This is a genomic window from Kineosporia sp. NBRC 101677 (genome assembly GCF_030269265.1).
GTDB classification, from domain to species: domain Bacteria; phylum Actinomycetota; class Actinomycetes; order Actinomycetales; family Kineosporiaceae; genus Kineosporia; species Kineosporia rhizophila.
Genome location: NZ_BSTA01000002.1, coordinates 1 through 25,227 on the forward strand (window position 1 = coordinate 1; position 25,227 = coordinate 25,227).

The 25,227-nt window shown below is 71.4% G+C and carries 18 protein-coding genes and 1 rRNA gene; 6 read left to right on the forward strand and 13 right to left on the reverse strand.

What is annotated here, in order from left to right:
* The first annotated feature begins 165 nt into the window (after nt 1-165).
* Nucleotides 166-282 (forward strand): 5S ribosomal RNA (gene rrf, locus QSK18_RS05530).
* 143 nt (nt 283-425) lie between these two features.
* On the opposite strand, the gene QSK18_RS05535 is transcribed toward rrf, so the two are convergent.
* Entirely contained in the window at nt 426-2,471 is a 2,046-nt protein-coding gene (locus tag QSK18_RS05535; protein ID WP_285616914.1) for a S9 family peptidase, read from the reverse strand.
* A 164-nt stretch (nt 2,472-2,635) separates the two neighbouring features.
* A complete protein-coding gene (locus tag QSK18_RS05540; RefSeq protein WP_232815188.1) occupies nt 2,636-4,117 on the reverse strand; it encodes a hypothetical protein in 1,482 nt (493 codons plus the stop codon).
* A gap of 180 nt (nt 4,118-4,297) precedes the next feature.
* On the opposite strand from QSK18_RS05540, the gene ilvA reads away from it, so the two are divergent.
* Nucleotides 4,298-5,575 (forward strand): threonine ammonia-lyase IlvA, encoded by a 1,278-nt coding sequence (ilvA, locus tag QSK18_RS05545; protein ID WP_232815189.1) that lies wholly within the window; start codon nt 4,298-4,300, stop codon nt 5,573-5,575.
* A 48-nt stretch (nt 5,576-5,623) separates the two neighbouring features.
* Here the strand turns inward: ilvA and gnd are convergent, their stop codons facing one another.
* The 3 genes from gnd to QSK18_RS05560 all read right to left on the reverse strand — a co-directional run bounded on the left by gnd (nt 5,624) and on the right by QSK18_RS05560 (nt 9,414).
* Nucleotides 5,624-7,099, reverse strand: a complete 1,476-nt coding sequence (gene gnd, locus QSK18_RS05550; protein WP_232815190.1) for an NADP-dependent phosphogluconate dehydrogenase — start codon at nt 7,097-7,099, stop codon at nt 5,624-5,626.
* A gap of 106 nt (nt 7,100-7,205) precedes the next feature.
* Entirely contained in the window at nt 7,206-7,805 is a 600-nt protein-coding gene (locus QSK18_RS05555) for a hypothetical protein (protein WP_232815191.1), read from the reverse strand.
* Between the two features lie 160 nt (nt 7,806-7,965).
* On the reverse strand, nt 7,966-9,414 hold the full coding sequence (locus tag QSK18_RS05560; RefSeq protein ID WP_232815192.1) for a hemolysin family protein: 1,449 nt from the start codon (nt 9,412-9,414) through the stop codon (nt 7,966-7,968).
* 471 nt (nt 9,415-9,885) lie between these two features.
* Between QSK18_RS05560 and ppk2 the strand changes: the two genes are divergently transcribed.
* The 3 genes from ppk2 to QSK18_RS05575 all read left to right on the forward strand — a co-directional run bounded on the left by ppk2 (nt 9,886) and on the right by QSK18_RS05575 (nt 15,646).
* Nucleotides 9,886-10,833, forward strand: a complete 948-nt coding sequence (gene ppk2 / locus QSK18_RS05565) for a polyphosphate kinase 2 (protein WP_408624618.1) — start codon at nt 9,886-9,888, stop codon at nt 10,831-10,833.
* A 113-nt stretch (nt 10,834-10,946) separates the two neighbouring features.
* The gene (locus QSK18_RS05570; protein WP_285616920.1) at nt 10,947-11,741 is read left to right on the forward strand and encodes a 4'-phosphopantetheinyl transferase family protein; all 795 of its coding nucleotides are present in this window, start codon (nt 10,947-10,949) and stop codon (nt 11,739-11,741) included.
* Between the two features lie 20 nt (nt 11,742-11,761).
* A complete protein-coding gene (locus tag QSK18_RS05575) occupies nt 11,762-15,646 on the forward strand; it encodes a hypothetical protein (RefSeq protein ID WP_232815194.1) in 3,885 nt (1,294 codons plus the stop codon).
* A 1-nt stretch (nt 15,647) separates the two neighbouring features.
* Here the strand turns inward: QSK18_RS05575 and QSK18_RS05580 are convergent, their stop codons facing one another.
* From QSK18_RS05580 to QSK18_RS05605, 6 genes are read right to left on the reverse strand one after another with little or no spacing between them, the layout of a single operon-like run.
* Nucleotides 15,648-16,676 carry a C40 family peptidase gene (locus QSK18_RS05580; protein WP_232815195.1) on the reverse strand — a complete coding sequence of 343 codons (1,029 nt, stop codon included), beginning with the start codon at nt 16,674-16,676 and terminating at the stop codon, nt 15,648-15,650.
* A gap of 4 nt (nt 16,677-16,680) precedes the next feature.
* Nucleotides 16,681-17,184, reverse strand: a complete 504-nt coding sequence (locus tag QSK18_RS05585; RefSeq protein WP_232815196.1) for a hypothetical protein — start codon at nt 17,182-17,184, stop codon at nt 16,681-16,683.
* A gap of 42 nt (nt 17,185-17,226) precedes the next feature.
* Nucleotides 17,227-19,362 carry a hypothetical protein gene (locus QSK18_RS05590; protein ID WP_232815197.1) on the reverse strand — a complete coding sequence of 712 codons (2,136 nt, stop codon included), beginning with the start codon at nt 19,360-19,362 and terminating at the stop codon, nt 17,227-17,229.
* On the reverse strand, nt 19,359-22,271 hold the full coding sequence (locus tag QSK18_RS05595) for an ATP-binding protein (protein ID WP_232815198.1): 2,913 nt from the start codon (nt 22,269-22,271) through the stop codon (nt 19,359-19,361). The genes QSK18_RS05590 and QSK18_RS05595 overlap by 4 nt, the downstream gene beginning before the upstream one ends.
* Before the next feature lie 19 nt (nt 22,272-22,290).
* The gene (locus QSK18_RS05600) at nt 22,291-22,671 is read right to left on the reverse strand and encodes a hypothetical protein (RefSeq protein WP_232815199.1); all 381 of its coding nucleotides are present in this window, start codon (nt 22,669-22,671) and stop codon (nt 22,291-22,293) included.
* A 3-nt stretch (nt 22,672-22,674) separates the two neighbouring features.
* Nucleotides 22,675-22,947 (reverse strand): hypothetical protein, encoded by a 273-nt coding sequence (locus tag QSK18_RS05605; RefSeq protein ID WP_285616926.1) that lies wholly within the window; start codon nt 22,945-22,947, stop codon nt 22,675-22,677.
* A 423-nt stretch (nt 22,948-23,370) separates the two neighbouring features.
* On the opposite strand from QSK18_RS05605, the gene QSK18_RS05610 reads away from it, so the two are divergent.
* On the forward strand, nt 23,371-24,150 hold the full coding sequence (locus QSK18_RS05610) for a lysophospholipid acyltransferase family protein (protein WP_285616930.1): 780 nt from the start codon (nt 23,371-23,373) through the stop codon (nt 24,148-24,150).
* A gap of 138 nt (nt 24,151-24,288) precedes the next feature.
* On the opposite strand, the gene QSK18_RS05615 is transcribed toward QSK18_RS05610, so the two are convergent.
* Both QSK18_RS05615 and upp read right to left on the reverse strand, forming a co-directional pair.
* Nucleotides 24,289-24,456: a hypothetical protein gene (locus tag QSK18_RS05615; RefSeq protein WP_232815202.1), complete on the reverse strand. Its 168-nt coding sequence runs from the start codon at nt 24,454-24,456 to the stop codon at nt 24,289-24,291.
* A gap of 134 nt (nt 24,457-24,590) precedes the next feature.
* On the reverse strand, nt 24,591-25,226 hold the full coding sequence (gene upp / locus QSK18_RS05620; protein ID WP_232815203.1) for a uracil phosphoribosyltransferase: 636 nt from the start codon (nt 25,224-25,226) through the stop codon (nt 24,591-24,593).
* Nucleotide 25,227 lies beyond the last annotated feature (1 nt).

Here is a 25,227-nt window from a genome sequence, read left to right on the forward strand (position 1 = left end):
GTGGAAGCAAGGACTAACGACTTGTGAAGCTGACCGGTACTAATATGCCGATGACTTACAACACTCCGCTCTGCACACGAAGCGAAGATGACTCACGTCCACTATGCGGTTCACGGGAAACGACCGTCACGCACCCAAGGGTGACAACGGTTGTGCCGAGAGAGTTACGGCGATCATAGCGGCAGGGAAACGCCCGGTCCCATTCCGAACCCGGAAGCTAAGCCTGCCAGCGCCGATGGTACTGCACTGGTTACGGTGTGGGAGAGTAGGACATCGCCGGACAAAAATTGAAGACAGTGATGGCGGCCCCCGCCTTCAAGCAAAAGCTTGGAGACGGCGCGGGCCGCCATCACTGCGTTTGCCACTGACCAAGACGCCGTGAAGGTTGCGGCGGTAGAAGGCGCTCTACCGCCGCAACCGTGACCTCAACGCGCCGAGCGCTGAGGAAGGTTCTCGGCATGCCGGATCCGCACCGGTTCACTCAGGCCGGCCGGTTCGAACCCGAAGACCTGGCCGTAGAACGAGAGCTCCGACTCGAACGCCCGAATGATGTTCTCGGCCCTACGGAAACCGTGCTGCTCCCCCGGGAAGAGCAGGTAGCTGTGGGGCACCTGCTTCCCCGCCAGCGCGGCCACGATCATCTCGGCCTGTGCCGGGGGGACGACGGCGTCCTCCTCGCCCTGCAGGACGATCAGCGGGCGGTCGAAGCCGTCGATGTGTGACAGCGGCGAACGCTCGGTGTAGACCTTCTTGGCCTGCGGCCAGGGGCCGACCAGGCCGTCGAGGTAACGGGACTCGAACTTGTGCGTGTCCTCGGCCAGGGCTCCGAGGTCGGCCACCCCGTACAGACTGGCTCCGGCGGTGAACACGTCCCGCGTGGCCAGGGCGGCCAGAACGGTGTAACCACCGGCACTCCCGCCCCGGATCGCCAGACGCGAGGCGTCGGCCAGGCCCTGGGCGGACACCCAGAGAGCGGCTGCGCAGGCGTCCTCGACGTCCACGATGCCCCACGATCCGTCGAGCAGCTTGCGGTAGGGCCGGCCGTAACCCGTGCTGCCGCCGTAGTTCACGTCGATGACCGCGAAACCACGGCTCGTCCAGTACTGGGTCTGGAGCCGGAACGCGGAGCTGGCCGCGCTGGTGGGTCCACCGTGCACGGTCACGATCAGCGGCGGGCGCTCTCCCTCAGGGGCGCGTACCGAGGCTGAGGCCGGCGGGTAGAACAGCGCATGGGCATCGCGCCCGCCCACGCTGGGGAACGTCACGTGCCGGGGTACGGAGATGCCGGCTGCGTCGAGGCGATGGTCGGGGACCTCGTTCAGGATGCTCCAGCTCAGACGCTTGTCTGCGCCTACCCGGAACTCGACCACGGCCAGTTCGGCAGTGGCCTGGGCCGCCAGGGCGGTCAGTCGCGATCCGTCCGGGGCCAGGCGGAGCTGCGCGAGGGAGACGAAGGGCAGTGCGTCGGACTCCGTCGAGTCTTCGCTGACCCGAACCAGATTGGCGCCCTTGTCGTCGGTGTAGGTCATCCAGACCAGGCGATCCCGGTCGACCACGTAGTCGCTGTCGCCGAACACCCAGGCAGGACGGCCGACCTCGTGGTGCAGCGGGAAAATCTGGGTCAGTTGCCCACTTTCCTCCTCGACGCGGTAGACGTTCCACCACTCGGACACGTCGGAGATGACATACAGCCGTCCGTCCGGCCCGAAACTGGGCTGCATCAGGGACTGTCCGTCGCGACTGGCGGCCCGGCCGCGGCCGACCCGGGATGCCCCGGTGAGCAGACGGGCGTCGGCGGTCTGCAGGACATCACCCTCGACCAGCTCGGCCATCCACAGAGAAGTGCTGTCCCACGGCATGTTCGGGTGCTGCCACTCGATCCAGGCCAGTCGTCGGCTGTCCGGGCTGATCCGCGGGGCCGCAACGAAGTCGGTCCCGCTGACCAGCACCGTTGGCGTGGGGTCGACGGTGTCTGCGGGGGCCGCCGGGAAGGCGACGATCTCGTTGCGCACCTCGCCCGCCTCGTGCGACTCACGCACGCAGACAACGGTCTTGCCGTCGGGGGTGACCCGGCCGTCGGCGTAGCGCCAGGCCGCCTCGGCCGGCGGGACCGGGGTGATCGGCACCGGCCGCTTGCCCGGCTCGACCCGGTAGAGCCGCTGGTCGTCCCACTTCACGGCGAACACCACGTCGCCCGAGACCCACCAGGCGGCACCGCCGTACTCGTGCACCCTCGTCCTTACGTTCCACTCCGGCCCCAGCACGTCGGTGATCGTGCCGTCGGCCGCCCGGAACACCAGTTGCTCCCGGCCGCCCTGATCCGGCCGGGCCTGGGTCCACCAGGTGCCGGTCTCGCCGGGCCAGGCCTCGACCGGGCGCACGACGCCCGAGACCAGATCGGCCGCACTGATCGGGGAGGGCCACGCGCCGTAGGGCACGACGGGGAGCTGGGAACCCGTTGAGTCGCTCATGCCCGCACGCTACTGCGATCACTGGGCGACGGTGCGGTGAGTTGTCCGGACCAGGAAGAAGCCGAGCGGGGGACGCCGACGGCCCGCCGCGCCGGACGCCGGGGATGGGAGCCGGCACCAGGCGCCGCCGCCCGACGTCCCCCGTCGGTAGCCCTGGCCTTACCTCACTCCGGCCTGCGGACGTTGAAGGTGTGCTCCACGTCCTGGTCGGTGCTGCCCTTGCCCTCCGGGTCGATCAGCACCCGAGCGCGGACCGAGCTGCCCTTCTTCACCTTGCTGCCGGTGAGCCAGCTGCAGTCGTCGACACCGAGCAGCTCCCGGTCGACGGTGGCGAACTTCTTGCCCTTCGCGGCCACCTGGAGCAACGCGCGGGCCGAGGCGTCACCGGTGTTGCAGACCCGGGCCCGGACCGCGCCCGAGGCCGACAGGCCGGTCTTGGACACGGTGAGCTCGTAGTCCGGTTCCGGGCAGGCCACCTTCTGCTTCAGCAGCGCGGCCCCGGTGAGGGCCGAGTCGACCCGCAGCGTCCACGGGCCGGAACCCTTGAAGCGCACGGTGGCCGGAAGTTCCAGTTCGTCGTCACCCGACGTCAGTGCGCTGGGGTAGCTGCCGCTCAGCCGCACCGTGGCGCCCTTGGCCGAGCACACCGCAGCCGCGGCGTTGATCGTGCCGAGGGCCAGGGGGACGGCCTCGTACCGGCTGCTGACCTCCTGGGCCGAGTCCAGGCAGTCGACGGTCACCGCGTAGTCACCCAGCTCGGCATCGGCCGGGATCTTCAGCTGGGTGGCCGGCCAGGTGCCCCCGGTGAGCTCGAGAGGCAGGCTGACGATCGCGTCCGGGTCCGCCTCCGCGCCGAGACCGCTGACGTCCTCCTCCTCGTCGCCCTCCCCGTCGTCGCCGCCCTCCCCGTCGTCGCCACCCTCGTCGTCAGGGACCGACATCGCCGGGCTCACCTCGACCCGGGCGGAGGCGGCCGGGTCCGCCGAGGCGGCGCACACGTCCACCGGCGCCACCGAGATCGTGTCGCCCGGCTTGGCCACCACGTTGGTGACCTTGATCCGGGCCGGGTTGCCGACCGCGGTCAGCGGGACCGTCTCGTAGGAGAGGGTGACGTTCTCGTCGTCCTCACCCGGGTCCGGGTCCTCGGGATCGTCCTCCAGGCCCCGCAGGGGCGGATCGATCACGGCCCTGCGCACCTGGCCGGGCATCACCGACGAGCCCCCGCGCGACTTCACCGCGGCCACGAAGTCCGAGTTCAGGCAGGTCACGTCGACCGTGCCCGGGCCCGTCGCGACCTCCGGCTCGTCCCAGGCGCCGGCGTCGTCCAGCCCGGCCACCGGCAGCCGCAGCCTCGCCGTGCTCCAGTTGCCCAGCTCGTCGGTGGTCATCGAGGCGAGCTGGTGGGTGGTGTCCTCGCTGTCGGTGTAGCTGATGTAGACCACCTGCTCACCGGAGCTGCTGGGGCAGCCCGTCGGTGGGCTCAGGGTGAACGACGTACCGGGCCGCACCGTCTGCACACTCAGCTCCGGGGCGGCGGCGGTATCGGCCGCCCGAAGCGGCGCGGGCGCGGCGAGGGCCGACCCGGCGGTGGTGATCAGCACGGTGGTGAGCGTGATGGTTCCGGTGACGAGGACGCGGCGAATCATGGCGATGTCTCCTCCGGTGGCCTGACCCCAGACCCTCGACCGCACCGGCCGGAACCTGAACCCCAGGGTCACCCGACCGGGCCGTTCTGCGGACGGGTTTCCGCCGGGTGCACGACCCTGAGGGCCACACGCTGAGACGGTCCGGCACGGCCAGGCAAGGTGGCCCTAACCTTGCGCCTCATGGCGACTGGTACCCAGCCCGCAGCGGTTACGGCGCACGACGTCGAGGATGCCCGGCACCGGCTCTCCCAGGTTCTGGCCCCCACCCCCCTGCAGCGGTCCGACCGGCTCGGTGCCCGCACGGGGGGCGAGGTCTGGCTGAAGCGGGAAGACCTGCAGCCGGTCCGCTCGTACAAGGTGCGCGGCGCCTACAACCTGATCTCGCAGCTCGGCCCGGATGCGCGCGCGGCCGGGGTGGTCTGCGCCAGCGCCGGCAACCACGCCCAGGGCCTGGCCTACGCCTGCGCCCGGCTCGGTGTGTCCGGCCGGGTCTACCTGCCGCGCACCACGCCGCGGCAGAAGCGGGACCGGATCGCCGTGCTCGGCGGCGACCTGGTGGAGATCCGGGTGCTCGGCGACACCTACGACGACGCGGCGGCCGAGGCCGTGGCCGATGCCGCGCGTACCGGGGCCACGCTGGTGCCGGCCTTCGACCATCCGCTGACCGTGGCCGGGCAGGGCACGGCCGTCGCCGAGGCGTTCTCGCAGCTCGAGGAGCTCGGCCGGGCGCTGCCCGACATCGTGGTCATCCCGGTGGGCGGGGGAGGGCTGCTGGCCGGGGCCGCCACCTGGCTCACCGAACGGCACCCGGAGGTACGGCTGGTGGGGGTCGAGCCCGCCGGGGCGGCCTGCATGGCGGCCGCGCTGCAGGCCGGGGAGCCGGTGACGCTGCCCGAGATCGACGGTTTCGTCGACGGCGCCGCCGTGCGCCGGGCCGGGGCGGTCACCTATCCGATCATCCGCGACACCAAGGTCGAGGTGGTGAGCGTCGCCGAGGGCCGGGTCTGCAGCGAGATGCTCGAGCTGTACCAGGCCGACGGCATCATCGCCGAGCCGGCCGGGGCGCTGGCCGCCGCCGCTCTGGGCGAGGTGGTCCGGCCGCACCCGGAGGCGAGCGTGCTGGTGCTGCTGAGCGGGGGCAACAACGACGTCAGCCGCTACGCCGAGGTGGTCGAGCGGGCGCTGATCCACGAGGGCCGCAAGCACTACTTCCTGGTCGACTTCCCGCAGGAACCCGGCGCTCTGCGCCGATTCCTCGACGACGTGCTGGGCCCCGACGACGACATCACGCTGTTCGAGTACGTGAAGCGGAACAACCGGGAGACCGGGCCGGCGCTGGTCGGGGTCGAGCTGGGCAGCCCGGCCGACCTGCCCGCCCTGCTCGCCCGGATGGAGGCGTCCCCGCCGAACATCGAGAAGATCCCGGCGAACAGCCCACTTTTCCGTTACTTGCTCTGAACTGAAGACGTTTGTGGGCACCTGGGTGCCCACAAACGTCTTCAGGTCTCAGGACTCGATCTCAGAGCGGTCGCCCGCCCACAGCGTGTGGAACGACCCTTCGGCGTCGACCCGGCGATAGGTGTGGGCGCCGAACAGGTCTCGCAGGCCCTGGATCAGGGCTGCGGGCAGCCGGTCGCGGCGCAGCCCGTCGTAGTAGGCCAGCGAGGACGAGAACGCCGGGGTGGCAATGCCGTTCGTGGCCGCGGCCACCACCACCCGGCGCCAGGAGTCGGCGCCCTTGCTCACCGCGTCGGCGAAGTAGGGCGCCACCAGCAGGCTCTGCAGCTGGGGGTCGTCGTCGTAGGCCTCGCGGATGCGATCCAGGAAACGCGCGCGGATGATGCAGCCGCCGCGCCAGATGGTGGCCGTCCTACCCCGGTCGATGTCCCAGCCGAACTCGTCGCTACCGGCCTGGATGTGGTCGAAACCCTGGGCGTAGGCGACCACTTTGGAGGCGTAGAGCGCGGCCCGCACGTCTTCGACGAACGCGTCCCGGTCTTCCTCGGCGACCCAGCCGTCGCTCACGCCCGAGCCGAACGCCTGCTGGGCGGCGGCCCGCTGGGCGGCGTGCCCGGACAGCGAGCGGGCGAAGGTGGCCTCGGCGATCCCGGTGATCGGCACGCCCAGTTCGAGCGCGTTCTGCACCGTCCAGCGCCCGGTGCCCTTCTGCTCGGCCTGGTCCTGCACCACGTCGACGAAGGCCTGGCCGGTGCGGGCGTCGGTGTGGCTGAGCACGTCGGCGGTGATCTCGATCAGGAACGACTCCAGGTCGCCCTCGTTCCAGCCCCGGAAGATCTCCGCGATCTCGGCCGGGGTGGCGCCCAGGCCCTGGCGCAGCAGGTCGTAGGCCTCGGCGATGAGCTGCATGTCGGCGTACTCGATGCCGTTGTGCACCATCTTGACGAAGTGCCCGGCGCCGTCGGGGCCGATGTGCGTGCAGCACGGCGTGCCCTCGACCTGGGCGGCGATCGACTCGAAGATCGGGCCCAGCCGGTCGTAGGCCCACTTCGAGCCGCCCGGCATGATGCTCGGCCCGAGCAGCGCGCCCTCCTCGCCACCGCTGACCCCGCAGCCGACGAAGTGCAGGCCGTGCTGTTTCAGGGCCTCCTCGCGACGCCGGGTGTCGGCGAAGTGCGCGTTGCCGGTGTCGACGACGATGTCGCCCTCCTCCAGCAGCGGCACCAGTTCGTCGATCACCGCGTCGGTGCCGGGGCCGGCCTTGACCATGACGATGACGACGCGGGGCTTGCTCAGCGAGTCGACGAAGTCCTCGAGCGACTCGCTGGGCACGAAGGTGCCCTCGTCGCCGTGGTCGGCGACCAGGCTCTCGGTACGGGCGTGGGTGCGGTTGTGCACCGCCACCCGGTGACCGTGCCGGGCCAGGTTCCGGGCCAGGTTGCGGCCCATCACGGCCAGGCCGGTCACCCCGATCTCGGCGGATCCGGTCTTGCTGGTGACGTCGGTGTCCGGGCTCGTACTCACCGTTCTCCTCAGGTGTCGAGACAACCAGTCCCGACAGGCTACTTACCGGTCAAGGAACCCGGCAGTCCTCAGGGTGGCCCGGAAAGGGCCAGGCAGAACGGGAATTTCAGCAGCGCTCCTCGTACTCCACGACCAGCATGCTGACCGGGACCCCGTCGAACGTCTCGCCGGCCTTCGGCTCCTGCGAGCAGACCCGGTAGTCGCCCAGGTTGCCGTCGACCTCGTCGCCGTCCTCCCGGTCGATGAAACGCACGCTGGCGTTGTCGCCGAGGATCTCACTGGCCATGTAGGCCGTGCGGTTCTTCAGGTCGGGCATCTCGGTGGTGGCCTTCTTGTACAGGGCCTGGTCGCTGGAGGGGCACTTCTCGTCGATCTGGACGGCCCCGAGCTCGACCGGCTTCTCCGGGTCCTGCGAGCCGGCGCCCGGGGTCTGGAAGCAGACCACCCAGTCCTTGTCGTCGCTCCAGCGCCGGTCGCGGCCGAGCGCGTCGTGCGTCTCCACGTCGTCGAAGCCGGAGGCGTCGGCCTTGTCCTTCGCCCACTCCAGGCCCTTGCCGACCAGGTTCGGCAACTCGGCCTTGGCGGCGGCGGTGTCGCCCCCGCCGCTGCCGATCAGCCAGAAGATCAGGATGAGCACGACAGGTGTCGCGAGCACCGCGATCAACACGATCGTCGGAGTGCTCGGACCGGTCCGTTCACCTGCCATCAGCGCAACAACCCTTTCGGCCGCAGTACCCGGGTCCAGCCGGCCGCAAAACGGGAGTTCTGGGCCGTCTGGAATTATCCCGGACCCGGCGGATGCATATCAATCCGCCTCGCGGCCCCGGCCCGGCACGGATTCTGCATCAGGCCGGCCGCCGCCGGGCTCAGGAGCGGTCGGTGCGGGCCGGGGGATCGGTCGGGGTGAGGTCGAGGTCGGCCGGGCGGGCCTCCTCGGTGGAGCCGGAGATCGGCCGGGCCGGGGGCTCGGCGTCCTCCGGCAGGGCCGCGATCTCGGTGGCCGGGGGCAGGTCGCGGTTCTCGCGGGCCTGGCGGGCGGCCTCCTTGGCCTCCTCGATCTGGTTGAGCTCGGCCTCGTCGAGCGGATGCACCTGGACCCGCAGGATCGCCCGGGGCGTGACCTCCAGGGCGGTCAGGCGCCACTGGCCCACGACGGTCTCGGTGCCCGCGGGCGGGAACTCGCCGAGCGCCTCCAGCATGATCCCGGCGATCGTGGCGCTGCGCCCGGCGTCCAGGTCGATGCCCAGGTCGGGCAGGTCGTGGGCGGGGAAGGAGCCGTTCAGCTCGACGTCACCGTCGGGCCGGTGCACCACCTGGGCGGTGTCCAGGTCGAACTCGTCGTAGATCTCGCCGACGATCTCCTCGAGCAGGTCCTCCAGGGTGACGATCCCGGCCACCGCGCCGAACTCGTCCATCACCAGGGCCAGCTGCCCCCGCTGCTGCTGCATCCGGCCCAGGGCCTGCAGCACCCCGGCCGAGTCGGGCAGGACCAGGGCCGGGCGCACGTAGTCGGCGACCGTGCCGACCCCGGCCACCAGCTGCCGCAGGTGCACGAAACCGATGACGTCGTCCTCGGTCTCACCGATCACCGGGGCGCGCGAGCGGCCGGCCTCGATCAGCAGGTCCCGGGCCCCGGTCGCGTCCTGCGTGGCGGACACGAAGACCACGTCGGTGCGGGGCACGAGCACCTGGTAGAGCTTGCGCTCGTCGAGCTCCAGGGCGCCCTCGATGATCGAGCGCTGCTGCTCGGGGATCGACTCCTGGGCGGCGATCATGTCCTTGATCTCCTCCTCGGAGACCTCGTCGCGGGCCGCCTTCGGGTCCAGGCCGAACAGTCTCACGACCAGTTCGGTGGAGCGCACCAGGATCCAGACCAGCGGACGGGCCAGGGTGGCGATCAGGTTGATCGGGCCGGTGGCCCGCAGCGCCCAGCCCGGCGCGGTCTGCATGGCGATCCGCTTGGGGGCGAGCTCACCGAGGACCAGGGTGAGGTAGGTCAGGATCACCGTGACCACGAAGACGGCCACCGCGTCGGCGGCCCCGCCGAGGAAGCCGAGCGGCTCGATCAGCGGCTGGGCCAGGGTGACCGCGGCGGTCGCCGAGGCCAGGGCGCCGGCCAGGGTGATGCCGATCTGGATGGTCGACAGGAAACGGTCCGGGTCGGCGGTGAGCTTGGCCAGGCGCTTGCCCTTCTCGCCCTCCGCGGCCATCCGGTTGACCTGGCTCTCGCGCAGCGAGACGAGCGCCATCTCCGAGCCCGAGAGCAGGGCATTGATCAGAATCAGCACCGCGACCAGCGCGATCTGGACCCACATGGTGAGCTCGGCTCCTTCGGGCTGATGCGATCAGCGTGAGAATTCGTCGTCCGGCACGCTGATCATGTCGCTTCCCGGGGCTCTTCGCAGATCCTGACGTGAACTCGTGACCGATCCGCTCCCCTGCGTGTCCGCGAGGTGACCGATGCGCCCCGGGGGCTCACCATCGTCCCCAATTCTGCTCTTGCCGTCCGCGGCACTCCGGGTGAGTTTGGGACCGGAGCAGTCGTCGCCAACAACCGGTGAACACCTGGCCGTTGCGCAGTGAACCTCGCCTCGGTGACCTGTTCGCCGCGCAGCGGACGGTGCGAACGTCGGAGGCTGGCATCGCGGCCCTCGTGGCCAGCAGGAACGGAGAAGGAACAGATGGAGAACGCGCCTGCGACCGAGCAGCCGGAGAGCGGACCGTCCGAGGTCGGGGCCCCGTCGCAGGACGTGGCCGAGGTGATGGCCGGGCTGGACAGCGAGCGGATGGCCCAGATCCGGGAGCGGATCCACGTGCCCGGCGGCGGCACCCCGCTGGAGGGTCTGCCGCTGGAGGGCCTGCACGTCGACGACTCGGACGACGACGACCCGGTCCTGATCACCGCGGAGGGCTCCCCGGTGGACACCTGGCGGGAGGGCTACCCCTACGAGGAGCGCCTGCGCCGGGACATCTACGAGGCCGAGAAGCGCCTGCTCCAGATCGAGCTGCTGAAGCTGCAGAACTGGGTGAAGAGCTCCGGCGAGAAGGTCGTGATCCTGTTCGAGGGGCGCGACGCGGCCGGCAAGGGCGGCACGATCAAGCGGTTCATGGAGCACCTGAACCCGCGCGGCGCCCGGGTGGTGGCGCTGGAGAAGCCCAGCGAGCGCGAACAGGGCGAGTGGTACTTCCAGCGCTACATCCAGACCCTGCCCACCGCCGGCGAGATCGTGCTGTACGACCGGTCCTGGTACAACCGCGCCGGGGTCGAGCGGGTGATGGGCTTCTGCAGCGCCCCGGAGTACCTGGAGTTCATGCGGCAGGCCCCGGAGCTCGAGCGGATGCTGGTGCGCTCGGGGATCCGGCTGGTGAAGTTCTGGTTCTCGGTCTCGCAGCTGGAGCAGCGCACCCGGTTCCTGATCCGTCAGGTCGACCCGGTGCGGCAGTGGAAGCTCTCGCCGATGGACCTGGCCTCGCTGGACAAGTGGCAGGACTACACCGAGGCGAAGGAGGCGATGTTCTTCTACACCGACACCGCCGACGCGCCCTGGACGGTGGTCAAGAGCAACGACAAGAAGCGGGCCCGGCTCAACGCGATGCGCCACGTGCTGCACCGTTTTCCCTACGAGGGCAAGGACAAAGAGGTTGTGGGCAACCCCGACCCGCTGATCGTCGGCTCGGCGTCCGACGTGTTCGAGGACGGTGAGCACACTTCGCGGTACTTCCCCCGGCTCTGAGCCGTCCGGCCCGGCCTGTCGGGAACGATGGACGATCGGGCGGGCGTCCGCAGTTGGCGTGCGGATTGCGGCCTTCCGTGGCTTTGCGGACGCGATCAGGGCATCCTGTGCGGGTGTCTGAAGCCCGTACGTCACCGGAGTCGGCCCTGACCGCGATCCCGTCGCCGGGGAGTCACCCCGCGCCCGTGGGGGCGGAGGTGGAGATCTGGTGGTCCCGGGTGGACGTCGGGAACCTGAGCGGTTCGCTCCGGTCCGAGCTGACGTCCCACCTGGACCCCGACCGGGTGGCCAAGATCGGGCGCTACCGCCGCCCGGAGGACCGCGACCGTGGGCTGGCCGCGCACTCGCTGCTGCGCCGGGTGCTCTCGGCCGTCACCGGCACCCCGCCGCCGGCCGTGGAGCTGGGCTCGTTCTGCATCTCCTGCGACGAGCAGGGCCACGGCAAGCCGTACCTGCGCACCGGTGGGACGAGCCGACCGGTCGAGATCAACCTCTCGCACTCCGGCGAGATCGTGATCGTGGCGCTGGCCGCCCCCGGGGTGCAGGTCGGCGTGGACGTGGAGCAGGGCCGCACCGTGGACTGGGAGGCCATGCGCAGCTCGATCTTCGCCGACCAGGAGTGGGCCGCCACCGAGCGGCGCACCGACCGTGAGCACCGGCGGCTGTTCACCTGGGCCCGCAAGGAGTCCTCGGTCAAGGCCAGCGGGCACGGGCTGTCGCTGCCGCTGCGCGACGTGGTCACGGTGGAGGAGACCGACGGCACCTGGTCGGCGTCGATGCCGGCCGGGGTGGGCCGGGTGGCCGGGGCCGACCTGGACCTGGCCCCGGACGTGGCCGCGGCGGTGGCGGTGCTGCGGGAACAGGGCTGGCCCGAGCCGCCCGTGCTGCATCAGGTGCAGATCGGCTGAGCCGGGGGATGAGCTGCTGAATGCCGGACACCACCATCGCCACCAGCACCGAGGAGCAGCAGCGGGCGGTCGTCGGGCGCACCGAGCGCCTGCGGGCCGCCCTGGGCCAGGTGACGCTCGAGGAGTACCGCAGCGAGGACGCCCGGTTCGAGCGGGACTCCCGGCTCGGCCGGGAACTGCTGTACCTGGTGGCCAACAACTCCTGGTGCCGCCGGACCACCGAGGTGCTGCGGCTGCACCTGGCCGAGGCGGTGGACACCGACGTGGTGGTCGACGTGGACCTGTCCTACGCCGACCACGAGGCCTTCGAACTGGACGCCGGGCTGACCTGGCTGCCGCTGCTGGCCCTGCCGCCGATGAAGGCCCGCGACACCTCCCGGACCCGGGAGGCCGGGCTGTTCAAGGAGTTCGCGGCCCGCAACCAGGTGCCGATCGACCGCTGGGCCGACGACGAGGCCGATCCGATCGCCAGCCTGGAGGTCAGCGACGGTGACGGCACCCGGATCCACCGGCTGACCCAGGCCGAGGTGCGGCAGCGGCTGGCCGCGGCGCTCGCCGAGATGATCCTGAACGTGATGACCCGGCGGCCGCAGCAGGTCGGCCCGGAGCCCGGCGCGGCCGTGCAGCGGGCGCAGAAGCTGTTGCTGTCAGCGGCGATTCGCCGGATGCTGCCGGGCGCCTCGCCGATGACCGAGGCCGGGCAGCTGCCGGCCGGCGGTACCGTGCCGGACGGGATCCGCGACGCCCGCACTCTGCTCGACGAAATCCTCGCCGCCGACGTCGAACTCGCTCTTTCGGGTGCTGACGAGCCGGTCCGGCAGCCGGTTTCGGTTCCGTTCTCCTCCGACGGCGGTTTTCTGGCGCCCGGGGCAACCCCTTTCGGCCGAGAGCAGCCGGGGACGGCTGCCGACGAGACCGCCGGCACTCAGGCGCGTGAAGCGTCCTCAATTCCTGATCAGTCGGGGACGGCTGCCACCGGGACGGTCGATGCCGAGGCGACCGTGCCGATGCGGGTGCGACCGAAACCGGGCCTCGACACCGAGGTGATGAAGGTCCTCACCGGGCCGGGCGCGACCGACGCGCCGGGGACCGGGCCGATCACCGGGCCGATCACGATCGACTCCTGGCTGGAGGACGGCGGCCGGTTGCGCCCGGTACTCGGTTCGCACGTCGGGGAGATCCTGGACGCGCTGATCGGCACCACCCTGGTGGTGATCGCCGTGCGCGACCAGGGCCGGCCGATGTCCTACACGGTGCACGTGCCCTCGCGCCGGCTGGTGCGGCGCGGGCGGGCCTGGTTCCAGCCGCGCGCCCTGCTGAGCATCGACCTGCTGGCCCCGACCGCGCACGCCGACCGGCAGATCCGGCTGGTGCTGCCCGAGGGGGTGGTCTGCCGCGGCGACCGGGTGCAGGGGCGGATCGACGTCGAGCTGCCCGGGCCGTTCGAGCGGCTCGAGGCGCTGATGCGCAGACTGTTCCCCCGCCACCTGCCGCCCGACCGGCCGGCCTCCTGGGTGGACGTGCAGATCGCCGAGATGGCGCTGCACAAGCTGGATTCCGCCCTCGACAGCCTGCGCTACTACCTGGTCGAGGCGACCCACGACGAACTGGCCGACGATGGTGAGCCCCGGGGCCTACGGCAGCTGCTGACCCGCACGCCGCGCCGGCCCTCGCGTGAACACCTCACCCGGCAGCTGGACGAGAAGCTGCGGGAGCTGCGGGTGCACCTGGACCGGGTCCGGGCCGCCGGCGTCCTGGGCGACGGGATGGCCGCGGTCTGGCGGGCCTGGGACTCCGGCTCGTGGTTTCCGCGCTGGATGCGCCGCCGGGTGGACGTGAACACGGCCAGCGTGAACCTGGTGATGCTGCGCGCCTCCGCGGTCGACGACATCGCGATCCGGGCCCGGCCGATCCGCGCCCGGATCGAGGCCGACCTGGCCCTGTCCGAGGTCTCCGACGTGGCCCGGTACACCGGTGGGCTGAACCTCGCGGTGCTGGGCGTCCTCTGCCTGATGCTGCTGAAGTGGCCTCCGCACCAGAGCGGCGCCGGCGACGCGATCCAGGTGCTGGCCACCATCCTCACCCTGTTCGCGGCGGTGCTGGCCGGCCGGGTCGAGCTGGGGCAGGCCTTCACCCTGCGCGGTCTGCTCACCCGGGCCACCTACTGGCTGATGTTCGGCTCCGTGCTGCCCACCGTGCTGCTGGCCATGGCGCTGGCGCTGATGCCGGTCGGTTACGCCTTCGAGGCCGCGCTGACCGCGTTCACCGTACAGGCCCTGCTGATGCTCCGATTCCGCCCCACCGAGCTGCGCCGGTCCCGGCCGGGGCGGCGCTCGCGCTCGGCCCGGATGCGGGTGATGAGCGCCTACCAGCCGGACTACGCCCGGGTGGACATGCTGCGCGGGCGGCGCAGCCGGGCGCTGATCACCGAGGCCCTGCTGCTCGGCCGGGACGCCTTCGCCTACGTGGTGACCCGCCCGGCCGGTGAGGGGCAGCTGCTGAGCCTGCTGGAGCGCTCGCAGGCGGGTGGCAGCCCGGTCACCGGGCTGACCCGGACGGCCCGGCGGTCGGTGGCGCGGCTCCTCAACCCCCGTGGGATCGAACAGGTCGTCTCTTCGGAGCGGGTGAATCTGCTCGGCGCGGTGCAGTCGGCCACGGCCGGGCGGGCGATGACGTACCTGGTGTTCCGCGACCAGCCGGTGGAGGACTGGCGTTCGGCCGAGGAGGACAAGGACGACGTGGTGGCCCCGGTGCCGCTCGACCCGGACCGGGTGGCGCCGCAGGAACCGCCGGAGTGGCAGCTGCAGATCCTGATCGGTGTGCCGGTGACCCCGGTCGCGGTCACCCTGGGCCGGCATCCGGTGATGGCCGTGGTCTCCGCCGCCGCCCGCTACAACTTCCAGGTCAGCAGCGTTCAGCTACCGACGGCGCCGCCCCCCGGGCGCTCCGGCGAGGCGCTGCGCTGGATGCAGCTGAGCGTGGGAGTGACCTACCGGCGCGGTGACTCGCTGCGTGGGCTGGGGTCGTTCCTGCACCGGGTGCACCGCATGGACGGGATGGCCTTCGGCGCGGGCCGGCTGTCGATCCTCGTGCAGATCAACGCCGACAGTCGTCCCCTGCCCGCGCTGTCGGCGTCGAAGCCGTTGAGCGACAAAGACTTCGACGTCGTGCCGGACGACGAGGCGGCCAGTGACCCGGAACGCAACTGGCGCACCCTGGTGCTGACCGCGCACTCCCGGGTCGGGCTGCTGCGGGATGTGCTCCACGGGCTGAGCGCTCAGGCGCCGAACTTCGAGCTGGCCGGGCTCACGGTCGAGGGTGTCTATGGCCAGACGGTGCTCTTCCTGGTCGGGCGGGACCGCTCGACCAGTGACCCCTCGCTGCGCGAGGGACTGCAGCGCTGGATGCGGCCTTCCGACCGGCTGATCGTGGCGGTGGACCGGCGGCTCAGCGCCCGCACCCTGGACGGCTCCGCAGCCCTGCGGGAACGGCTGCTGCTGCAGGTCTTCCTGCGGACCCCGGACCGGCCGGGGGTGCTGCGGGAGACGCTGAAGAACCTGGCCCGGGCGCTGGAGGTGTACGGGCCCGAGGGGCACTCCTACGGCGAGGCGATGGAGCGGATCGACGTCTGGTTCGTGACCATGGAGGTGGCCAACGGGCGCACCTTCCGAGGGCGCCTGACGGTGCGGCTGCCGGGCGAGCCCGACTCGTGGGCGCAGTGGGCCGCGGTGGACTGGCCCGCCGTGGAGCGTTCGCTGAGCCAGGCGTCGGCCCAGGCCGCCCGGGGTGAGGGCAACGACGCGGCGATGGGCGGCGCGGTGGCGATCATGGACGACACGGTGATCACGGTGGAACTGATGCGGATCGCCGACCAGCGGCTGCGGCCGCTGAGCCCGCCGGACTGAATCAGGCGGCGGGGTCGGCGGAGTCGGCGAAGGCCGAGTCGTTCAGCCGCCCGAGCTTCCAGCGCACATTGTCGGCGGTGTACTCGGAGAGCTGGACGTTGCGCCCGGTCTCGGGCGCCTGCACGGCCAGGCCCGGTTCCACCACGATCATCACGTGCCCGGCCGAGCCGCGCTGGCCGAGGGCGCCGAACAGCAGGTCGCCGGGCTTCTCCTGACCGGGTTCGATCATCGTGGAGTTGTCCATCATCTGCGCCGCGGTACGGATCTTCAGCGGGTGCCCGACCTTCTGGTACGAGTACACGATCAGGCCGGAGCAGTCGAAGGCGTCCGGGCCGACCGCACCCCAGACGTACGGGTCGCCCTGCTGCTCCAGGGCCACCTGGAGGAAGTCGCCGATGGTGCCGTCGGGCAGGCTGGCCCCGACGATGTTCCGGTCGCAGCCCAGGGCGTCGTCCCCGACCACCGACTCGACCAGCGAGGCGGCCATCGACTCCCAGCGGGCGTAGGCGTAGGGGAAGGCGGAACGCTGCACCGCCTGGGCCGCGTCGGTGATGGCCATCGACTGCCAGTCGCTGATGTCCGTCAGGCCGGGCTGGCCGGCCTGGCCACCGGCGTAGAACATCCGGGAGGCGGTCTCGGGATCGGTCCGCTCCGACGCCGAGCCCCAGGCGGCGCGCTGCTGGAACAGGCCGAGGCTGTCCCGGTCGCCGTACTCCAGGTTGCGCAGCGTCGACTCCTGCATGGCGGTGGCCACCGCCACCACCAGACCGCGGCTGGGAATGTCCAGCTCGACCCCGGTCTCGATCACCGTCTGCGCGTTGGCCAGCTGGGCGTCGTCCAGCACCACGTCGGTGTTGCCGGTCTGGGCGATCCGGGCGCAGCTGACGCTCGAGGTGCCGTCGGTGGTCTCTTCCGAGACCCCGGCGATGCCCATCATCATCATCGCCGGGACCAGCACCAGGCCGGCCCCGAACAGGCTCAGGACGACCATCAGGACGATGACCAGGCGCAGCGGAATGCGTCGTTCCATGGCTTCAGTCCCCGGTGTTGGGCTGTACGTCGGACACCTTCGGCTCGACCGTCCCTTCGCCGTTCACCACCGTGACCAGCACCGAGGTACCTCCGGCGAGCGGTACGGCGATCATCGCCGACTCCTGGGCCAGGAACCGGACCACCGGATCGCCGTCCGGCTGCACTCCCGGCAGGGTGGACGTGTCGGTGGTGGTCAGGGCCCGGGCGTAGTCCTGGGTGGCCAGCGGGGTGAGCCGGGCCAGCCACTGCTCCTGGCTCTCGCCCGCCTCGGGCTGGGCCCAGAGCCGCACGAACTCGACGGCCGCGGCCACGTACTCACCGGCGTCGGGCACGGCCGCGTTGGTCGAGCCCACCGTGACCGAGCCGGGATCGGCCCCGCCCCCGGTCGGCCGGTCGTTGCCGAACAGGGCGCTGCCGCCCACGAAGACCAGGATGATCACGGTCAGCGCGACCACCACGAGACGCCGCGGGCTGGCGAACAGCCAGGTGCGCAAGTCAGCCGACACGGGACGCCAGCCGGATCGTGTGCTTCATCTGCGGTGCTTTTCCTACCTCTGCCGGGCGTGGTCGTCGGCGTCCGCGGCCGAGCGGTGCGGCCGGAACACCTCGTCCAGCTCGCTCTCGAGGGTGTCCGGCGGCACGCTCTCGGAACGCTGGAAACCCTTGTCGCCCGGGCGGATCACCGGCGCCCCGTCGTCCTGCGGGCGCCACCCCTCGCTGCCCACCGGCACCGGCGGGTCGGTGGTGAACTCGCGGTTGAGCGTGTCCGGGCGGGTGTTCTCGACCCGGCCGGCCAGTTCGTCGCGGCTGGTGTTCTCCCGCTCGCCGGCTCCGCCGCCGAAGCCGGACAGGGCGTCGCGGGCCGCGGCCCGGCCGCTCGCCCGCCCGGCCCCCGCCCCGCTGCCGCTGACGGTGGCCGCCTCTACCCGGCTGTTGCCGGCCACCGGGGCGTAGATCTCGCCCTCGGCCGGTGCTGCGGCCTCGGCCGGCTGCTGCCCGCGGACCACGGTGACCTGGCCGGCGTTGACCGTGACGGTGTTGGAGAGCGCGGCCGGTTCTGCCGCACCCTCGGCCGTGACCGGGGTGGGGTAGTAGCCGATGCCCTCCACCCGCTGCGGGGCCCGGCCCTCGGCGGCCTGCGCCTCGGCGATGGCCGCGGCCGGGTTGGCCCGCTGGGCCGTGGAGACGCCCAGGAAGGTGCTCAGGGCGCCGGTCAGGATGCGGCCGCTGGTGCGGGCCGCGCCCTTGGCACTGGTGGAGACCCCGTCGGCGGCGGTGGAGAAGTGGTTGTCCCGGTTCGAGACCATCTGGGTGAGCCGCCGGAACGGGCGCAGGGCGACCCACATGACGATGGTCAGCAACAGCATCAGGATGACGCTCAGCCAGCCCGGGGTACCGCTGGTCGGGGACAGCAGGACCCCCATGCCGAGCACGGTCACCGACGCCCCGATACCGAACACCATGGCGTTGATCAGGGCCGCGGCCATGGTGCTGCCGATGCCGGTGACCAGGGTGCGCATGGTGGGGAACAGGCCGAGGGTGGCGAAGGCGGGGAAGAGCATCACGCCGAAGCGCACGATGATCAGGGCGCCCAGCACCAGCAGGCCGGCGACGAACAGGAAGGGCACGGTGCACAGGGTGGCCAGCAGGGCGAGCATGGCGTAGCCCACGCGGCTGTCGGAGCGCTTGCCGGTGAGGTACTCGTAGGCGTCCGGGTCGGCGGCCTTGATCTCGCCCGCCGCGGCCTCGAACTTGTCCTGCTTGGCCTCGATGATCTTCCGGCCCTGGGCCGGGTCGGACTGCATGATCGCGGCCTCGCGCCAGGTCAGCGCGGTGGCGTCGAAGACCACCGGGCCGTACTTCTTGGCCACGTCCGAGTCGGTGCTGCCGAACGTGCCGCCCAGCCACGACTCGTACAGCAGGGCCTGGTGCATGCCCGAGGTGGCCGCCGTGCCGGCGTCGGCGCTGCCGTCCTCCGAGCGGCCGTTGAGCCCGCTGGAGACGGCCGACAACGTGGTCGCGACGGTCTGGTCGGCGGCGTGCCCGGCGACCAGGGGCCAGCGCAGCACCATCGTCACCAGCACCATGACCAGCAGTGCCCAGCCGATGGCGCCGGCCGAGGAGGCCAGCGCCGCGTGCCGGGAACGCCAGATCAGCAGCAGGCCGACGGCCGCCACGACCACGAACGCCCAGCGCTCGAACACGGTGCGCTGCAGGGTGTCGACCACGTTGGTGATCAGCGGGTCGAAGACCCCGAGGAAGTCCGGGGTGAAGGCCGCGTCCAGCACCGCGCCGGTGGCGGCGATCATCGTGGTCGGCACCTCGAGCATCCAGTTGCCGATCGCGGTGCCGATCGAGGCGTCCGGGTTGCGCACGATGTCCGAGCCGCAGCCCAGGTCGTAGGTGTTCCAGCGGACGCCCGCGTAGCCGTAGACCTCGTAGATCGAGACGTCGGCGTTCTCCGCGAACGGGTCGGCGTCCGGCGGCAGGACCTTCGGGGGCGACTCGAAGAAGCCCACCACCCCGCGTCCCGGTACCTCCGGCACCGGGGCGTCGGCGCAGTCGGCCAGGGGTACGGCCTTGGGAGCGCTCGAGGCCAGGGCGGCGGGGGCCGCGAACGTGCCCAGCACCGTGAGGGCGAGAGCGGCCAGCGCGGTCACCGTGGCGCGCCGGCGCGGCCTCACGGCTGCCCGCCGGTCTCGTCGGTGGAGCGGGTGCGCTCGGCAGAGCTCTCGCCCGGGCCCGTCGGCCAGCCGTTGCCGTTGGTGTTCGGCGGGGTGCCGATCACGCGGTGCGACCCGGTGCCCAGGGCGGCGTGCTCGCCGGTGGAAGGGCCACCGCGGGCCCGCATACCGTGCCGCGGGCGGCCCGCACCGACTGGCAGCGCATGTCGTGACCCTCCTGGTGGAGTCTGTGGATCGGAACCGGTACCGGTGGCCCGCCGCGACGTCCAGGAACCCCCGACGCCACTGGCGATCGGCCGCCCCGAACCCACCGGCGCACCGGAGGGGTCGAGTTCGACCGAGGTCAGGTCGAGCTGGTCGGTGCGCGGCTCGCGGATCGGCCGGGACTCCGGCGGCCGGGGCGGCGCGAGCGGGGCCGCGGTGGTGTCCAGCGCGGCCAGCACGTGCGGCAGGTGGTCCAGGTCCACCCGCATCCGGTCGACGTTGCCGTCCACGTCCCGCATCACGAACTCCCGCAGACCGGAACGGGTTCCGGTGACCGACCGGGGGGAGAGCCGGGCCAGCACGCCCTCGTAGCCCACGCCCGGCGGCACCCGCAGCATCCGCAGCGCGTCCGCGGCCACCTGGTCGTCCTCGATCCGGCCGACGAACGCGGCCGAGATGAAGTTCGAGACCTCCATGCCCAGCACGTCGGCCGGGTTCTGGGAGGCGGCCAGGACACAGGTGTTCCACTTCCGGCTGTCTCGGCCGAGGCGGGTGAACAGCGCCCGGCCGGCGCCCCACTCACCCAGGAAGTGGGTCTCGTCCAGGGCCACCAGCTTGCGCTCGTTGCGGGGCCGGCCGTAGATCGTGCGGGTCGCGTACCAGGAGGCCAGGTGCAGCAGCGGCACCGCCATCTGCTCGCTGGTGGACCAGTGCTCGCGCGGCACCGAACCGGGCGGCAGCACCAGGCCGGGCATGGTCAGCACGGTCAGCAGGGCGTCGTCGTGGATCGGCTCGGTGCTCGGCCCGATCGGGAAGAACAGCCGGGCCAGCGGCATCTCGGCCATGTCGCGCAGGTAGGCGGCGATGTCCGCGGCGTGGTCGTCGTGCCGCGACTCCAGGTGCTCGACCACCGTCCAGAGGCTGGTCTGCGGGGCCCCCTTGGTGGCCCGGATCGCCTCGGTCAGCAGCAGCCGGGTGCGCGGGGCCGAGGCCAGGCCGGCCGGCAGCAGCATGGTGGCCACGTCCAGGGCGAGCAGCTTGCGGTCCTGGGCGGCCAGTGTCCGGGCCTCTTCCAGGGCGTCCAGCGTCGGGTAGTCCTCCGGCCGGGGCTGGACCACCACCGCGTAGGGGTTCAGCGTGCCCGAGGGCGCCGACGTGAGGTCGATGTGCCGGGCCCGGCCGCGCAGTTCCGGCAGGTCGGTGAGCCGGGCCAGCGGGCCGGAGGGGTCGAGCATCACCGAGGTGATGCCCCGCCGCACCGCCTCGTAGGTGATCAGCCCGGCCAGGACGGACTTGCCCGAGCCCAGCGCACCGACGATCGGGACCAGGCCCGAGGTCTCGCGGACCTCGGTGGCGAAGTGGGTGTCGAACATGACCGCGCGCCGGCTCGAGGCCGCGGTGTGACCGATGTACGGGCCCCGGCGGTCTCCGAGCGACGACGAGGCGGCGGGCACCCCGGCGGCGAAGTAGAGCGTGGGCAGCCGGCGCCGGTAGGCCGTGGACGACAGCGGCTCGCCCGGGATGAATTCCCGCAGCAGGCCGTGCTGACCCTTCGGGTGGGCGATCGTGACCTGGCGCTTGCGGTAGGTGTCGACCACCTGGCGGGCCCGCTCCAGGGCCTCCTCCTGCGTGGCCCCGGAGACCGCGATCCGGAACCAGCCGTGCACCCGGGAGGCGGTGGTGTCGCCACCGGTGCTCATCTCGTCCTCGATCGCCCGGGCCTGCCGGGCCTGGCGCTCCAGGGCCAGCGGCTCGTCCAGGTCGTGGTCGCGGTAGTGGCGCTGCATGTCGCGCACCACCAGCAGCTTGCGCTGCACCGCGTCGAGGGCCTGGTCGCCGTCGAGCACGTCGAGCCGGATCGACCACTCGACCGCGAACGGCAGTCGGTCGGCGTGCACCAGCCAGGGCTCGTGGGCCGGGTCGGGGATCTCGATCTCGTCCACCCGGCCGACGGTCAGCACGCTGACGTACCGTTCCGAACCGGCTCCGCCGGGGTCCCGGCGGGTGATCTTGACCGTGGGCGCGAACGGCTCGGCCTCGTGCACCACGCCCTCGGTGAGCTCGTACAGGTCTTCCGTCTCCCACCGGCCGTCCTGCACCGGGGAGAGCGCGCCGGGGGCGGGCAGGCCGAGCCCGAGCGAGCGGCGCATCAGCCACTCCAGCTCGCGCGGCGTGACCGGGCGGCCGTCCAGGCCCGGCCCGGCGATCGCCTCGGCCACCAGCGCCGCGTCCTTGTCCACCTTCTGCAGCTCGCCCATGGTGGGCCGGCGCAGCATGCGCTGGGTGAAGTTGGCCACCTGGGACCGCTCGCTGACCTGGACGCCGAGGTAGACCTCCTTCTCGGCCATGGTCGAGGCGCGCACGTGCTGCTGGGCCCGGACCAGGTGGTCGGCCCAGGTGTTGCCCTCGACGCCGGGCAGCGGGTCGGGGGTGCGCGCGTCCAGGCCGCGGGCCCACGACGCCGCCGGGTAGGGCCGCGACGTCACCCGCACGTGCAGGCGGCGGCCGGACAGCGCCGCCATCCGGGTCGCCGTGTCGATGATCAGGTTGAGCCGGTCGCCGTCGGCCCGGAACGCCCAGCGCTGCGTGGGCAGCGCGAACCAGGCCCACGCCGCCTGGTCGGTGAACGCCAGGTTGCCCTCGATCGTCCGCAACGCCAGTGCCATGTTGGCGGCCCGGGACTGGCCGCTGCTGAAGATCCCCATGAGGTGGCCGCGTCTCTCCCTAGCTGCTGGCCCTGCGTGCCCGGGCGGGGGTGCGTTTGTCGCGGACCCGGACCTTCGGCTGCAACCGGTACTTGCGGGCGCGGCCGGCCCGGGGAGCGGTGAGATCCGAGACGAAGGTCTGCCAGACCGCCTTGGCCGGGCGCTCGTGGTCGATGAACCCCATCAGCCCGTAGGTCGCGAGCGTGGCGAGGCAGATCTCCCAGACGGGTGGGATGTTCACCGAGAGCGGGGTGACCGCCTCGACGAGCAGGATGAGCAGGAAGGTCACCAGCCAGGCGGCGTACGCGATGTACCTGGCCGTCCAGGGAAAGGTCAGCCCGCTCGGCCCGAGCCACACCGTGTTGACCCGGTAGACCTCGTCATCGGGGGTTACCCGCATGCCTCAGCCGTCCCCGAACACCAGGTTCGTCAGCTGCCCGGCGAAGCCGTACAGCACGGCCGCACCGGCGATGACTCCCATACCGAGCATCACGTTGGTCAGGGTGTTCGCGTTGTCGCTGATCCTGCCTTTTCGGGCGGAGGCGATGATGCCTATCCCGATCACCAGCAGCACCAGCGGGATGATGTTCTTGACGCCCCACTCGACCACTCCGTTGGAGTTGAGCGAGGGTCCATCGTTCGTCGTGTTGGCGAGAAAAACTGCTACCGACGTCATGACGGCCATTCGTACCTCCAGGGCACCGGTGAACCCCTCCGTTACCTCGGCGCCGTCACGCTGCTTCAGGCTCCGCTGATCCGCACGTTCTGTTACGACCTTGCCACGTCATGTCAGATCGATGGTAGGGGTTCTGTCACGATTTGCCGAATGATCCGTGTGACAGATTAGCGCTGCCCGGTCGATCGTCCTGTCCATGTCGCACGTGTCAGCTTAAAGCTACGCATAACCAGACGTCAGCGGCGGCCGCCACACCGCGCGCCGGGCGATGTGGCTACTGATACCCAGCTTGTCCGCTGTTGAACGCGTTCCTGCAGGTAGCCGCCCGGTTGCCGTGCGTGGTGAGGGGCCGCGCGGAGGTTCGCGTGGGGGCATGAAGAGGGCCGGGCCGGGGGAGCCGGCCGGAGCGCTTACAGTTCGTCTGTGGCAGAGCTGGTCTATCCCCCGGTCATCGTCCTGGCCCGATCGGTGTTCCGTGCCCTCGGCATCCGGTTCACCGTCGAGGGCTCCGAGCACATCCCCGCCGAGGGTGGGGCGGTGCTGGCGAGCAATCACGTCAGCTACCTCGACTTCACCTTCTGCGGCCTGGTGGCCCGGCCGCAGAAGCGTCTGGTGCGGTTCATGTGCAAGGAGTCGGTCTTCGAGCAGCCGGTCGCCGGCCAGCTGATGCGCGGCATGCACCACATCCCGGTCGACCGCTCGGCCGGTGCCGCCGCGCTCAGCCACGCGGTGCGGGCGCTGAAGGAGGGGGAGATCGTCGGTCTCTTCCCCGAGGCCACGATCAGCCGGTCGTACACCCTCAAGGAGTTCAAGAGCGGCGCGGCCCGGATGGCGGCGGAGGCCGACGTGCCGATCGTGCCGATGGCCATCTGGGGCGGGCAGCGGATCTACACCAAGGCCCGCAAGCCCGACCTCGGCCGCGGCAAGGCGGTCATGCTCAAGGCCGGCGAGGCGTTCCGGCCGGAGCCCGGGGCTGACCCGATGGCCACCACGGCCGAGCTGCACCGCCGGGTCGACGCCCTGCTGCACGAGCTGCAGGACCGCTACCCCCAGGAGCCGACCGACGATGCCGACCGCTGGTGGCTGCCGGTGGAGCGCGGCGGCACGGCGCCCACCCCCGAGCGGGCGAAGGAACTGGACGCCGCCGCGGTGGCCGCCACGGCCCAGAAGCGCCGCGAGAAGCTGCAGAAGAAGAAGCGCTGAGGCCGGGTTCCGGAGCGTCCACGGCGAACCGGGCCGAACCGGGTCGAGCCTGGCCCGGTCAACAGCCCGGCCGGACCCGCAAACGAGAAGACGCCGGCTGACGTGAGTCAGCCGGCGTGTTGTCGGAAGCGCCCGCCCCTAGCTGGAGAGCACGCTGTCGAAGAACGTTCCGATCGAGTCAGCGGCGTCTCTCACCCAGTCCCAGATGTCACCGACGAAGTTCCCGGACTGACGCGGGTCGTTGACGACCGCGTAGATCAAGAAGACAACCAGGATGACCACGAGCGCTCGTCGGGTCCTCGTCACTGCGGCCTCCCCAGAGTGGTGTACTCAGGACAAATGTAGCGCTACGAGTATGTTCTATCCGTGTTGAGCTTGTCACGCATGGCTACGACGTCGGTGTCAACCTCAGGTCGAGGTCGATAGTAGCCAGTGCGGGATCACACTACGCCGTACAGGCGGTCGCCCGCGTCCCCAAGACCAGGGACGATGTAGCCCTGGTCGTTCAGGCCCGGGTCCATCCCGGCCAGCACGATCTGCACGGGGGCGTCCTCACCGACGGCCTTCCGGACGTGCTCGACGCCTTCCGGTGCACCAAGGAGGCAGATCGCGGTCACGTCGTCCGCGCCGCGCTCCATCAGGTAGCGGATCGCCACCGCGAGCGTGCCGCCGGTGGCCAGCATCGGGTCCAGGACGTAGACCTGACGCCCGGTCAGGTCGTCCGGGAGCCGGTTGGCGTAGGTGCTCGCCTCCAGCGTCTCCTCGTTGCGGATCATGCCCAGGAAGCCCACCTCGGCGGTCGGGATCAGCCGGGTCATGCCCTCGAGCATGCCCAGGCCGGCCCGCAGGATCGGGACCACCAGGGGCTTGGGCTGGGTGAGCTTGACGCCCTTGGCCGGGGCGACCGGGGTGGAGATGTCGTGCTCCACCACCCGGACCCCGCGGGTGGCCTCGTAGGCCAGGAGGGTGACCAGTTCGTCGGCCAGGCGCCGGAACGTCGGCGAGTCGGTCTCCCGGTTCCGGAGAGTGGTCATCTTGTGGGCGACGAGAGGATGGTCGACGACGTGCAGGCGCATG

Coding starts and splice junctions, on each gene's coding strand:
- QSK18_RS05535 (WP_285616914.1), bottom strand. CDS start 2,471: ATGAGCGACTCAACGGGTTCCCAGCTCCCCGTCGTGCCCTACGGCGCG.
- QSK18_RS05540 (WP_232815188.1), bottom strand. CDS start 4,117: ATGATTCGCCGCGTCCTCGTCACCGGAACCATCACGCTCACCACCGTG.
- ilvA (WP_232815189.1), top strand. CDS start 4,298: ATGGCGACTGGTACCCAGCCCGCAGCGGTTACGGCGCACGACGTCGAG.
- QSK18_RS05555 (WP_232815191.1), bottom strand. CDS start 7,805: ATGGCAGGTGAACGGACCGGTCCGAGCACTCCGACGATCGTGTTGATC.
- QSK18_RS05560 (WP_232815192.1), bottom strand. CDS start 9,414: ATGTGGGTCCAGATCGCGCTGGTCGCGGTGCTGATTCTGATCAATGCC.
- ppk2 (WP_408624618.1), top strand. CDS start 9,886: ATGGCCCAGATCCGGGAGCGGATCCACGTGCCCGGCGGCGGCACCCCG.
- QSK18_RS05575 (WP_232815194.1), top strand. CDS start 11,762: ATGCCGGACACCACCATCGCCACCAGCACCGAGGAGCAGCAGCGGGCG.
- QSK18_RS05580 (WP_232815195.1), bottom strand. CDS start 16,676: ATGGAACGACGCATTCCGCTGCGCCTGGTCATCGTCCTGATGGTCGTC.
- QSK18_RS05595 (WP_232815198.1), bottom strand. CDS start 22,271: ATGGGGATCTTCAGCAGCGGCCAGTCCCGGGCCGCCAACATGGCACTG.
- QSK18_RS05600 (WP_232815199.1), bottom strand. CDS start 22,671: ATGCGGGTAACCCCCGATGACGAGGTCTACCGGGTCAACACGGTGTGG.
- QSK18_RS05605 (WP_285616926.1), bottom strand. CDS start 22,947: ATGACGTCGGTAGCAGTTTTTCTCGCCAACACGACGAACGATGGACCC.
- upp (WP_232815203.1), bottom strand. CDS start 25,226: ATGCGCCTGCACGTCGTCGACCATCCTCTCGTCGCCCACAAGATGACC.